At 67.4% G+C, this 12,084-nt stretch carries 9 protein-coding genes; 6 read left to right on the forward strand and 3 right to left on the reverse strand.

Annotation, left to right across the window (positions count from 1 at the left end):
- Positions 1-1,098: 1,098 nt before the first annotated feature.
- Genes RT614_RS19645 through RT614_RS19655 form a run of 3 tightly spaced genes read right to left on the reverse strand, consistent with a single transcriptional unit; the run spans position 1,099 to position 4,955 of the window.
- Positions 1,099-2,469 carry an LLM class flavin-dependent oxidoreductase gene (locus RT614_RS19645; RefSeq protein ID WP_313623799.1) on the reverse strand — a complete coding sequence of 457 codons (1,371 nt, stop codon included), beginning with the start codon at positions 2,467-2,469 and terminating at the stop codon, positions 1,099-1,101.
- A gap of 22 nt (positions 2,470-2,491) precedes the next feature.
- Positions 2,492-3,709 carry an SfnB family sulfur acquisition oxidoreductase gene (locus tag RT614_RS19650; RefSeq protein WP_313623800.1) on the reverse strand — a complete coding sequence of 406 codons (1,218 nt, stop codon included), beginning with the start codon at positions 3,707-3,709 and terminating at the stop codon, positions 2,492-2,494.
- A 4-nt stretch (positions 3,710-3,713) separates the two neighbouring features.
- Positions 3,714-4,955: an SfnB family sulfur acquisition oxidoreductase gene (locus tag RT614_RS19655; RefSeq protein ID WP_313623801.1), complete on the reverse strand. Its 1,242-nt coding sequence runs from the start codon at positions 4,953-4,955 to the stop codon at positions 3,714-3,716.
- Positions 4,956-5,139: 184 nt separating this feature from the next.
- Between RT614_RS19655 and RT614_RS19660 the strand changes: the two genes are divergently transcribed.
- The 6 genes from RT614_RS19660 (at position 5,140) to RT614_RS19685 (ending at position 12,010) form a co-directional block, all read left to right on the forward strand.
- Positions 5,140-6,039 (forward strand): hypothetical protein, encoded by a 900-nt coding sequence (locus RT614_RS19660; RefSeq protein WP_313623802.1) that lies wholly within the window; start codon positions 5,140-5,142, stop codon positions 6,037-6,039.
- A gap of 68 nt (positions 6,040-6,107) precedes the next feature.
- The gene (locus RT614_RS19665) at positions 6,108-7,790 is read left to right on the forward strand and encodes an ABC transporter substrate-binding protein (protein ID WP_313623803.1); all 1,683 of its coding nucleotides are present in this window, start codon (positions 6,108-6,110) and stop codon (positions 7,788-7,790) included.
- Positions 7,791-7,812: 22 nt separating this feature from the next.
- Positions 7,813-8,790 (forward strand): ABC transporter permease, encoded by a 978-nt coding sequence (locus tag RT614_RS19670; RefSeq protein WP_409558501.1) that lies wholly within the window; start codon positions 7,813-7,815, stop codon positions 8,788-8,790.
- A complete protein-coding gene (locus tag RT614_RS19675) occupies positions 8,787-9,665 on the forward strand; it encodes an ABC transporter permease (protein ID WP_313623805.1) in 879 nt (292 codons plus the stop codon). The genes RT614_RS19670 and RT614_RS19675 overlap by 4 nt, the downstream gene beginning before the upstream one ends.
- 20 nt (positions 9,666-9,685) lie before the next feature.
- A complete protein-coding gene (locus tag RT614_RS19680) occupies positions 9,686-11,392 on the forward strand; it encodes an ABC transporter ATP-binding protein (RefSeq protein WP_313623806.1) in 1,707 nt (568 codons plus the stop codon).
- A 159-nt stretch (positions 11,393-11,551) separates the two neighbouring features.
- Entirely contained in the window at positions 11,552-12,010 is a 459-nt protein-coding gene (locus tag RT614_RS19685; protein WP_313623807.1) for a universal stress protein, read from the forward strand.
- Positions 12,011-12,084: the final 74 nt, after the last annotated feature.

Consider the following 12,084-nt stretch of genomic DNA (forward strand, 5'->3'; position numbering starts at 1 on the left):
GGCGCATCTACACGCCCCGCCCACCCCAGGCCCACGCCACGCCGGGCTCGTTCGGATTCAGCTTGTCGGGTGCTGGGGCGACGCGGGTTCTTAAGGTTCTCGCCACACGTGGGGAGTAGAGAAAGATCTTGCGGGGCCCGCCCACGGCCGGCCGCGCGGGCGGCGGGCCGGGGGCTTACGCGGTGTCTTGCGTCGGGATGGTGACGCTTCGCGTATAGGTAACTTCACTTCTGGGTTCTATCGGGGCTTTAGCCGGGCACCAAGCGTCTGACGCCCGGGAGAGACAGCTTTCATACCAACCAGCATCTTGGCGGGTGTCAGACACTCGACACACCACATGGTCGTGCAGGCGCTCCTTGAAGTATGCGCACCGTGTCGCATCGAGACGATGACGCTAGCCTGTTGGAGGCTCCGCTTCTGGGCTGTACCGAGGCCTTCGGGGTTCTCCACGCGTCTGACTAAGACCAGATCGCAAACCGCCGCTAATCGCCATTTCAACTCCAGTGCCCGATGGGCGGCGCGTACAGGTCGGCAAGTTGAAGCGGATCGTCGCCGCGCCGCCCATCACCGCTCTCCCCCACACGGTGAGGCGGCATTAGCACACCACCCACCGCATGCGCGCAAGCGCACACCGCAACGACGACCAAACACCCAAATGCCGGCGAGCCGCCGCCCGGGCGGCAGCTCGTCGGCGACAACGCAAATTCCCTGCCCCGTCCACAGGTCTTGTAGCGCCGAAACCAAAGACCAACGTAGCACGGCGTCGCGGGCGCCGTGGCCGCGAGCAACCTCGATGCGCCCGAGGGAATCGGAAGGCAGTCGCCGAAGGCGACAACGACGATGACGACGGGGCAGTCCGGAGCGAAGGCTCCGGACCGCAATCGTGGGCGCTCGCAGCCACGGCGACCGCGGCGTCGGGCGGCCTACGAAGATCTGATGCCACGGCATTACAAGCTCAGCCTACGAAGATCTGAGCCAACACCAGCACAGCCCACAAAGATCTGATGCCACACCAAACACAAGCGCAGCCCACGAAGATCCGATGCATCCGAAGTGTCCAAACATCGCCCACGAAGACACTACGCACGAGACCACGTCTCAAACCAGCATCGCCCGCCCCAAAGCCCCCGCATGTCCCTCCGGCAGCCGCCCCCTCCCCACCCCAAACAACTTCTCCCGCAGCACCCCTTCCGCATACTCGGTCTTATAAGACCCCCGACTCTGCAACTCCGGCACTACCAGGTCGATGAAATCCCGATAGCACTCCGGCGTCACAGTACGGGCCAGGTTGAAGCCGTCAATGTCTGTTTCGGCCACCCAGGATTCCAGCTCGTCCGCGATCTGGGACGCGCTGCCCACCAGCGCCGGATAGCGGCCGCCCAGCGCCATGTCCGCCAGAAGATCGCGCACCGTGCGGTCCGTCCGTGCGACCGTCAGGTTCTTCACCGCGGATTCGATCGCGTTGTTCTTCACATAGCGGATCGGCTCGTTGTCGGCATAGCGTGAGAAGTCGATGCCCGTGGAACTGGCGTAGTGCGCGAGGCCCGCTTCCGGGCTGGCGTAGCGCAGGTATTCCGCGTGCTTCTCGCGCGCCTCGGCTTCCGTGCGGCCGGGGACCACGGTGACGCCCATGAAGAATTTGATGTCGCGCGGGTCGCGGCCTTCGCGGGCCACGGATTCCCGGACGCTGGCCACCAGCTTGCGCAGGCCTTCCTTCGTCTGGCTGGACACGAACACGCATTCGGCATGGCGCGCCGCAAAGGCCTGGCCGCGTCCGGACGAACCCGCCTGGTACAGCACGGGCGTGCGCTGGCGCGAGGGTTCCGATAGGTGATAGCCCTGAACACGATAGTACTTGCCGGCATGATCCACTCGCCGCACGGCGTCGGGGTCCGCGTAGATGCGGGCGCGCTTGTCGGCGCGGACGGCGTTGTCGTCCCAGCTTCCTTCCCACAGCTTGTACGCCACCTCCAGGAATTCATCCGCGCGGTCGTAGCGTTCGTCGTGCGCGATCTGCTCGGACAGTCCCATCGCGCGGGCGGCGCTTTCCAGGTAGCCGGTGACGATGTTCCAGCCGATGCGGCCGTCTGTCAGGTGGTCCAGGGTGGAGAAGCGGCGCGCCAGCAGATAGGGCGCTTCGTACGTCAGGTTCACCGTGACGCCGAACCCAAGATGCTTGGTGGCCGCGGCCATGGCCGACACCGTTAGCAGCGGGTCGTTGACCGGCAACTGGATGGACTCGCGCAGGGTCAGGTCTGCGGAGTCCTGGTAGACGTCGTACACGCCGACGATGTCGGCCAGGAACAGGCCGTCGAACAGGCCGCGTTCCAGCAGCCGGGCCAGGTCGGTCCAGTAATCCAGCGTCTTGTACTGCACGGACGTGTCGCGGGGATGTGTCCACAGGCCGTGGTTGATGTGGCCGACGCAATTCATGTTGAACGCGTTCAGGAGGATTTTCTTCTTCGCCATGACGGGGCCGCTCCGACGGGGTTCAGGTGGTGCCCACGCGCGCGGGCGGGGCGTCGTTGAGGTAGTAGTTGCCGACGGCGTGCAGCTTCCAGCGCACGGGGTCGTGCAGCGTATGGGTGCGGGCGTTGCGCCAATGGCGGTCCAGGTTCAGGTGATCCAGGGTGGACTGCGTGCCCGCCAGTTCGAAGAGCTTGGTGCCGACGGCGAGCGACGCTTCGGTGGTCAGCGCGCGAGCCTCGGCCACCGCGATGGCGGCGGCCGCGACGTTGGCCGGCGCGGCATCGGCGGTGGCGACGTCCAGTATCCGGCCGGCGCGCGCCACCAGCGCCCGGGCCGCTTCCAGCCGGACGGACAGGCGGCCGAACTCGCTGATCGTCAGGGGATCGTTACGCGCCTGGTCGACACCGGCGTCGATCCATGGACGCGAGCGCTCGCGCACGAAGTCCACGGCGTCGGCCAGCGCAGCCTGGCCGATGCCCAGGTCGATGGCCGCGTGGATGATCTGCGCCAGCGGCTTGATGGTGTTGGCGGGTGCGTTCGGATCCGCCAGCAGCAGCACGTCTTCCCGCGGCACCGCGACGTCCTTGAAAACCACGGTGCCGCTGCCGGTCACGCGTTGCCCGAAGCCCGACCAGTCGTCGATGACCTCTACGCCGGGGCTGTCGCGGCGCACGAACGCCAGGCGCTGGATGCCGTCTTCGCCGACCGTGGCGGTGGGTATCCATTGGGCATAGAGCGCGCCGGTGCAATAGAACTTGCTGCCGTTGATGCGCCAGCCTTCCGCGCCGTCCGCCGTGAGCCGCGTGCGGCGCTCGGCCGCCGTGCGCGTGCCGATCTCGGCCAGCGCATTGCCGAAGCGTTCGCCTGCCAGCGCGCGGGCATAGAAGCGCTTTTGCTGGTCGGCGTTGCCGTTCACGCGCAGGACTTCCAGCGCGTAGTAGTGGTTTTGTGGAATCTGGCCCAGCGAGCCGTCGGCGCGCGAGATGATGGCCGTGACGGCGGCCAGGGTGACGCGGGAAACGCCCGCGCCGCCGTGTTCGCGCGGCACGGTGATGCCCCACAGGCCGGATTGGGAGTAGCGTTCCAGCTCGGGTAGCGGCAGGCGCCGTTCGCGGTCGCGCTGCGACGATTCCTGCACAAAGTCGGCCGCCAGCGCCTGGGCCGTTTCGATGGCTTCTGCGTCGGATTGGATGACGGCGGCGCGGCGGGGCGCCAGCGTGGAAATGTTGTCGGGCGGCATGGCGTCAGATCCAGGAGTGGCGGTTGGGACGCTGGCCGTTCAGCACATGGTTGCCGATCGCGTGATGTTTCCAGCGCACGGGGTCGTGCAGCGTGTGGGTGCGCGCGTTGCGCCAATGGCGGTCCAGATTGAATTCGGACAGCGATGCGCGCGCGCCCGCCAGTTCGAAAAGCTTTTCGCTGGCCGCCAGTGCGATGTCGGTCGTGAGCGCCTTGGCGCGCGCCACCACGATGGAGGCGGCGGCCACGCCGTCCGCGTCCAGTTGCCGTCTGGCGGCGTCGTCCAGGTGCTGGGCGGCCTCTATCAACAGGGCTTCGGCGGCGTGCAGGTCCGTGTACAGCCGCCCCACGTCCGCGATGACATAGGGGTCCTGCGTGGCGCGCTCGACGTTGGCCTCCACCCAGGGGCGCGAACGTTCGCGCAGGAATGCCACCGTGTCGCGCAACGCGCCGTCGGCGATGCCCGCGTCGATGGCGGCCTGCAGCAGTTGCGCGAAGGGCCCGATCAGGACCGGACTTTCCTGCACGCTCCATGCAGGCAGAATGCTGTCCGGCTCCACGCGCACGTTGTCCAGCAGCACGGTGCCGCTGGCGGTGGTGCGCTGGCCGAAGCTGGACCAGTCGTCGACCACCGTGAGGCCCGGTGCGCCGCGCTCAAGGATGACCGTCACGAGCCGCCCTTGCGCATCCAGCACCTTGGACGGAATCCAATGCGCGAACAGCGCGCCGGTGGAGTAGAACTTGCGGCCGCTAAGGCGAAAGCCGTCGCCGTCGGGAACCAGGCGCGCCTGGATGTCACGGGTATGACGCGTGTGCCGCTCCGGGCCGGCATTGCCCAGCCTGCGGCCGGCCAGCACGCCTTCGTAGTAGTGGCGCTTCTGCGCTGGCGATCCAACCAGACGCATAAGGTTGAGCGATCCGAAATGGTTCTGCGGAATCTGGCCCAGCGACGGATCCGCCGCGCTGATCAGGCGAAACACTTCGGCGAGCGTGACGTGGGACACGTCGGCGCCGCCGTATTCGCGTGGAACAGTGATGCCGCCAAGCCCGCTGGCCGAGTAGCGTTCGATCTCGCGCCAGGGCAGGCCGCGCTCCTGGTCCCGCCGCGCCGCGCCCTGGGCGAAATCGGCGGCCAGCGTGTGCGCGGCCTCGATGGCCTGCGCGTCGTCCTGGATGCGGGCAGCCGGAACCACCCTGGGCGTCTCGTCGCTGTCCTGCTTGGAGTACGTGCTTGAAGCTTGCGGCATGTTGAAGGCCCGGGCGTTGAGTAAACATGCAGCCTACGGCCCGGTCTTTCCGCAAGGAACAACTCATTTCGCATTGCCATATTTGAAATCGGCATATGCGGGATTCGCCCATGTTTGCCCCTGTTAGCAGGCCGCCACGCGCATATCCAAATCACGAAAGAATGTTTGTGGCGTCGCTGCGCGCTTGCTTAGAGTCGAGACTTTCCGCAAGCGGCCGCCGCCGCATCGCGGTTCCGACAACCACCGCCTTGCCGCCATGCCCGAACTGGACCTGCCGCTTTCCCTGCATTACGACGGCGCGCTCGAAGCGCAGCTGTTCGACGACATCCGCGTCGCCGTCGCCCCGAACATCCCGGCGGCGCGCATCGATGCGCCGCGCGACCTGGCGAACGCTGCTGAACGCGAGAACGCGGGCCGCTACGCGGTCTGGAACACCGTCCATGACCTGTTCATCACGCAGGTGGCGGCGCATGCGATATCGGGCCTCTTCAAGGACGACACCGAATTCCAGTTCGCGCTGGCGCGCCAGCTGGGCGACGACGCGGCGCACGCGGAGTTCTCGCGCGGCCGCGCCACGGTGCTGCTGGGCGCCGATCCGCTACCGCTGGTGGAAGAAGGCGTGCGCGATGCGTGGGACCTCATCGGCGGCTTCGCGCTGCGCAATTGGCAGAACTTCCTGGCCTGGCAGTTTCACTACGAGCACTACATCCTGGCGCGCCTCTTCGTGAACCGGCGCACCGCGCGGGTTCTGGATTTCGGGCACCGTGAATTCGGCGAGAACCGCATCCGGCCCGACGAGGAAGCGCACCGCATCCGCATCACGCAGTGGTGGCTGAAGAAGCTGGAACGCGCCGAGCCCGCCGAACGCGAGGACTGGGTCGACGGGCTGATCCAGGCCGACGAGGATGCGCAGCGCATCCTGGGGCCATACCTGCGCGATTCATGGCAGCTGAACCAGCGCGCCACCGGACTGGATACGCGCAACCACGTCGCCCTGTACGACGCCTGGCGCCGCGAACTGCTGGCGACGCTGTTGCGCCGCGACCCCGACGACTTGCCGGCGCTGACGAGCCTGGCGGTCTGACACGCGATTCGGCCTGGCCAGCGCATACAAATTTCCGATAGCCCTTCCCCATACGCAAGGACAACACCATGACGCAGTCTCTTCCCCCCGCCGCGGACGACCAGGATCTGCCCGCCAGCCCGCTGCGCCGCTGGCTCATGGGCGCGGCCGCGCTGGTGGGCACCGGGGCGCTATTTCCCAACGTGATCTTCGCGCCCGCGCATGCGGACACGCAAAGCCTGCCCAATACCGTGGACGGCGCGGTGCGCGGCGGCGTGCTCAATGCGGTCGTCCATCCCGAGCCGCCCACGCTGGCGTTCTACCTGAATTCGTCCACGCCCACAGGCGCCGTGGTCAGCAAGATCTTCGACGGCCTGGTGGAGTACGGGCCGGACCTGAAGCCGCGCCCGGTGCTGGCGGAAAGCTGGACGGTTTCCGATGACGGCAAGACGATCACGTTCAAGCTGCGCCAGGGCGTGCTGTGGCACGACGGCAAGCCCTTCACGTCGGCCGACGTGAAGTGGTCCGCCGAGGAAGTGTGGCTCAAGCATGCGCCCAGCGCGCGCCGCGTCTTCCAGTATCTGCAGAAGGTCGATGCGCCCGACGATCACACCATCGTGCTGCATCTGTCGCAGCCCACGCCCGTGGCACTGAACGCCATCGACTCGCTGGGTGCGCCGATCCTGCCGCGCCACCTGTTCGAGGGCACGGACATCCAGAACAATCCCTACAACAACAAGCCGGTCGGCACCGGCCCCTTCGTGTTCAAGGAATGGAGCCGGGGCAACTACATCGTCCTGGAGAAGAACGAGAAGTACTGGCAGCCCGAGCGTCCTTACCTGGACCGCATCGTGTGGAAGATCATCCCCGACGTGTCCGGCCGCGCCACCGCGCTGGAGACCGGCGGCGTCGCCTATGGCGAGCGCAACCCGGTGGCGTTCACGGACGCGACGCGTCTGTCCAAGTTGCCCAAGCTGGCGGTCGACACGTCCGGCTACAACGGCTTTGCTGCGTGGCTGTGGCTCGAGGCCAATCTGCGCGATCCCATCCTGTCCAACCTGAAGGTGCGCCAGGCGATCGCCCACGCGGTCAACAAGCAGGTGCTGGTGAAGACGGTATGGAACGGCTACGCCGAGCCTTTCGTCAGCCCGGTGCCGTCGCTGGTCAAGCCCTATCACAACCCCAACGTGCAGCAGTACGCGTACGATCCGGCGCTGGCCGAAAAGCTGCTGGACGAGGCAGGCTACCCGCGTAAGGCGGATGGCTGGCGCTTTGCCCTGACGCACGACTACATTCCGTTCGGCGACGACTACCGCCGCACCGGCGAGTTCGTGCGCCAGGCGCTGCGCAAGATCGGCATCGACGTCACGCTGCGCGGGCTGGACCTGGCGACGTGGACCCGCAACGTGTTCACCGACTACAACTTCCAGCTCATCAGTTCGTGGGGCACGGTGCTGATCGACCCGCAGCTCGGCGTGGAGACGCGCTACTGGAGCAAGGCCGAGGCCAAGGGCACACCCTGGTACAACGTGTCCGGGTACAACAATCCCGACATGGACCGCGCCATCGAGGCCGCACAGGTAGAGACCGATCCGCAAAAGCGCATCGAACAGTACAACGAGGTCCAGCGGCTTGCGCAACGTGATCTTCCGCTGATCGGGCTGTTCGAATTCCGCTGGTTTGGCGTGTGGGACAGGCAGGTGCGCAACGTGACGGACGCCTCGTCCCATTCGCGCAACAACTTCGCCAACGTGTGGCTGGGCAAGGCCTGACGGCCTCGCGCGCATCATGATCGTGTTCCCGCGCCTGCCTCGCCCCCTGCGCTATCTGTTGCAGATCCTGTTTGTGGTGGGCGTCACGGCCATCGCCAACTTTTTCCTCTTGAAGCTGGTGCCGGGCGACCTGGTGGACGTGATCGCCTCGGAGAACAGCGGCATCACGCCCGAGCACGTCGCGCAACTGCGGCAGGCATACGGCCTGGACCAGAGCGTGCTGGCGCAGCTGGGCTATTACCTGAAGAGCCTGCTGTCCCTGGACCTGGGCTATTCGTTCCGCTACGGCGAACCGGTGGTCGACTTGATCCTGGGCCGGCTTCCCGCGACGCTGGCCTTGATCGGCGCCGGGCTGGCGCTGTCGGTGGCGCTGGGCGTGTTGCTGGGCGTGCTGGCCGCCAGGCGGCCCCACGGGCTGCTCGATACGCTGCTGTCGGGGCTGGCCACGGCGGGTTATTCCGCGCCGATGTTCTGGACGGCGCTGATGCTGATCGTGGGTTTCGGCGTGCATCTGAACTGGCTGCCCGTGGGCGGCATCCGCGACGTGGGCGCGGCGCATCAGGGTTGGGCGCTGTGGCTGGATTACGCCCGCCATCTGGCGCTGCCCGTGGCGACGGTGGCGATCTACTACGTCGCCATCTACGCGCGGCTGTCGCGCGCGTCCATGATCGAAACCCTGCAGGAAGACTACATCCGCACGGCGCGCGCGCGCGGCAACGGCGAGGCGCGCGTGATCCGGCGCCATGCCTTGAAGAACGCCATCCTGCCGGTGATCACCATGCTGGGCCTGCAGAGCAGCGCGTTGCTGGGCGGCAGCATCGTGGTCGAAACCGTGTTCGCCTGGCCCGGCCTGGGACAGCTCTCGTTCGAGGCCATCGCCAGCCGCGACGTCAACCTGTTGCTGGGCATCCTGCTGATGAGCGCGGCGCTGGTGGCGTTGATGAACATCGCGGTCGATGCCTGCTACGGCCTGCTCGACCCCAGAGTGAGGAAGACATGAAGCAATCCGCACTTTCCGCCCTGCGCCTCTTGCGCGCGCCGTCGGCCGCCGTGGGCGCGGCGATCCTGCTGATCGTGGTGGCCGCCGCGGCCAGCGCATCCTGGCTGTTTCCGGGGGATCCGCTGGAGATGGTGGGCGCCCCCTTCACCTGGCCGGGCGAGGACGCGGAGTTTCCCGCCGGCACGGACCTGATGGGCCGCGACATCCTGGCGGGTCTTTTCCACGGGGCGCGGGTATCCCTGCTGGTGGGCGGCGCGTCCGCCGCGATCGCCCTGGGCATCGGCTTGCTGGTGGGCGCGTTCGCGGGTTATGCCGGGCCGCGCACCGACGCCGTGCTGATGCGCATCACCGAACTGTTCCAGACGGTGCCGTCGTTTTTGCTGGCCATCGTGCTGGTGGCGATCCTGGGGCCGTCGCTGTCCACCATAATCTTCGCCTTGGGCATTACGTCGTGGACCGGCATTGCGCGCCTGACGCGCGGCGAATTCATCACCTTGCGCGAACGCGAATTCGTGCGGGCCGCGCAGACGCTGGGCGCCGGCCACGCGCGCATCATCTTCCGCGAGATCCTGCCCAACGCCCTCCCGCCCATCATCGTGACCACCGCCGTGCTGGTGGCGCATGCCATCCTGTCCGAGGCCGGCCTGTCGTTCCTGGGCCTGGGCGACCCCAACGTCGTGAGCTGGGGCAGCATGGTGGGCGCGGGCCGCGAGGCGCTGCGCACCGCCTGGTACATGACGGCACTGCCCGGGCTGACCATCATGGCCACGGTGCTGGCCCTGAATCTGCTCAGCGACGCCATCAACGACGCGCTCAATCCGAAACTGCGCCGCCGCCGCGTGGCGGCCGCGGCCGCGCCCGCCCCCGCGCGCTAGCCGCCCCTTTTCAGGCACCCATGACTACGCTGATCGACATCCAAGGCCTCAACGTCGCCTTCCCGGGCCATCAGGCCGTGCGCGGGCTGGACCTGCAGATACGCGCCGGGGAAACCCTGGCCCTGGTGGGCGAATCGGGCTGCGGCAAGTCCACCACCGCGCTCGCGCTGATGGGGCTGCTGCCCCGCCACGCACGCGTGCAGGGCCGCGTGCTGTTCGAGGGCCAGGACCTGCTGGCGCTATCCGAACGCCGCCGCTGCGCCCTGCGCGGCGACCGCATCGCGATGATCTTCCAGGAGCCGATGACCAGCCTGAATCCGGTGCTGACCCTGGGCGACCAGATCGGCGAAGCCCTGCGGCTGCATCGCGGCGCCTCTGCCCGAGCCGCCCGCGCCCGCGCCATCGAACTCCTGGACATGGTGCGCGTGCCCGAGCCGCAGCGACGCGTGGACGACTATCCCCATCATTTGTCCGGCGGGCAGCGCCAGCGCGCCATGATCGCCGCCGCGATCGCGTGCCAGCCCGCGCTGCTGGTGGCCGACGAGCCCACCACGGCGCTGGACGTCACCGTCCAGGCGCAGATTCTCCAGCTTCTGGACGACCTGCGCGGCGAGCTGGGCATGGGCCTGCTGCTGATCACGCATGACCTGGCGGTGGTGGGCGAATGGGCCGACCGCGTGGCGGTCATGGTGAACGGCGAAAAGGTGGAGGAAGGTCCGGCCTCGGTGCTGCTCAGCCAGCCGCGCCATCCCTATACCCGCGGCTTGCTGGGCGCGTCACTGCGGCTGGACGACGCCACGCACTACAGCACGCTGCGCCTGCCGGAAATTCGCGCCCGCCTTGATCCGGCATCGGGCCGGCCGGTGTTCGGACTGGTGACGCCCCCGCGGACGAAAGCCGCCGCAAACGATCCCGCGTCTCCCTCCGACGGCCCCCTGTTGCAGGTGCAGGACCTGCGCGTGCAGTACCACACCCGCCGGGGGGTGACCGCCGCCGTCGACGGCGTGTCGTTCGAAGTCGCCCCGGGGGAAACCCTGGGACTGGTGGGAGAGTCGGGCTGCGGCAAGTCCACCCTGTCTCGCGCCCTGGTGCGTTTGCTCACGCCCGCGTCCGGCCGCATCCTGCTGCGCGGCGAAGATACCGCGCATCTCTCCGCAGGCCCGCTTGCCGCCTACCGGCAGAGCGTGCAGATGATTTTCCAGGATCCGTATGCCTCGCTGAACCCGAGGCATACCGTGCAGGACATCCTGGCAGCCGCGCTGCGCATCCATCGCGTCAAAGACCGCGACGAGCGCCGCCGGCGCATCCATCACATCCTTGACGCGGTGGGGCTGCCGCGCGAAGCGCTGGCGCGTTATCCCAGCGAATTCTCGGGCGGCCAGCGCCAGCGCATCGGCATCGCCCGCGCGCTGGTGCTGCGCCCTGCCCTGGTCATCTGCGACGAGCCGGTGTCCGCGCTGGACGTGTCGGTGCAGGCGCAGATCCTCAACCTGCTGGTCGACCTGAAGGATGAATTCCGCCTGTCATATCTGTTCATTTCGCATGACCTGTCGGTCGTCCACTACCTGGCGGACCGCGTGCTGGTGATGAACGCCGGGCGGATCGTCGAGGAAGGTCCCAACGCCACGCTGTGGCGCGACGCCCGCCACCCCTATACGCAAAGCCTCATCTCCGCGCTGCCGCACGGACTGGACGCGCGCGACGAGGCCGCGCGCCGGATCGCCTGACCTGCCTCGGGCTTTCCCGGATCCGCGCCGCACGGGCGCCGGCGCGCGTCTTCCCGCGCCTCCCCGGCTCGTCCATATGCGGGACTGGATTGCACCCGACGCCAGGCCTATACTGGTTTTGCCGTTGCTGGACATTCCTTTTCCTAAAGGAGAGGCAACATGTACAGGCATTTGCTCATCGCCGTTGACGGCTCCCTGCTGTCCGAATCGGCATTCAAGCGCGCGCTCGTTTTCGCCAAGGAAATGGGTGCCACCATCACCCTGCTCCGCGCCATTCCGGAAGATCACCTGCTGATCTACCAGGCCGAAATGCTGGGCACCACGCAGACGCATCACACCGACCAGGCGCGCAAGAACGCGCAGGCGTATCTCGATGGGCTTGAAACCGAGGCGCGGCACGCGCTGGTGCCTTGCGAAGCGGTGGTGACGGTCAACGACCACCCGCACGAGGCCATCGTGGACACCGCGCAGAAGCGGGGCTGCGACCTGATCGTCATGGGCTCGCATGGCCGCCACGGCATGACCGGATTTCTGCTGGGCAGCGAGACGCAGCGCGTGCTGACACGCACCAAGCTGCCGGTGCTGGTGTACCGCGAGCCGAAAACCCCGAGCCACTAGCCAGGAGCCGGCCATTGCGGCCGGTGAACTGCGGTTGCGCGGCCGCCGCTGATTCTGTGCGGCGGGTTACGCGC

Origin of the sequence: Achromobacter sp., assembly GCF_032102605.1 — a bacterium.
Classification (GTDB): domain Bacteria; phylum Pseudomonadota; class Gammaproteobacteria; order Burkholderiales; family Burkholderiaceae_B; genus Achromobacter.

What these genes read in the sequence shown, in the direction of transcription:
- RT614_RS19655 (WP_313623801.1), bottom strand. Translation starts at nt 4,955, where the DNA reads ATGCCGCAAGCTTCAAGCACGTACTCCAAGCAGGACAGCGACGAGACG.
- RT614_RS19645 (WP_313623799.1), bottom strand. Translation starts at nt 2,469, where the DNA reads ATGGCGAAGAAGAAAATCCTCCTGAACGCGTTCAACATGAATTGCGTC.
- RT614_RS19650 (WP_313623800.1), bottom strand. Translation starts at nt 3,709, where the DNA reads ATGCCGCCCGACAACATTTCCACGCTGGCGCCCCGCCGCGCCGCCGTC.
- RT614_RS19675 (WP_313623805.1), top strand. Translation starts at nt 8,787, where the DNA reads ATGAAGCAATCCGCACTTTCCGCCCTGCGCCTCTTGCGCGCGCCGTCG.
- RT614_RS19680 (WP_313623806.1), top strand. Translation starts at nt 9,686, where the DNA reads ATGACTACGCTGATCGACATCCAAGGCCTCAACGTCGCCTTCCCGGGC.
- RT614_RS19665 (WP_313623803.1), top strand. Translation starts at nt 6,108, where the DNA reads ATGACGCAGTCTCTTCCCCCCGCCGCGGACGACCAGGATCTGCCCGCC.
- RT614_RS19685 (WP_313623807.1), top strand. Translation starts at nt 11,552, where the DNA reads ATGTACAGGCATTTGCTCATCGCCGTTGACGGCTCCCTGCTGTCCGAA.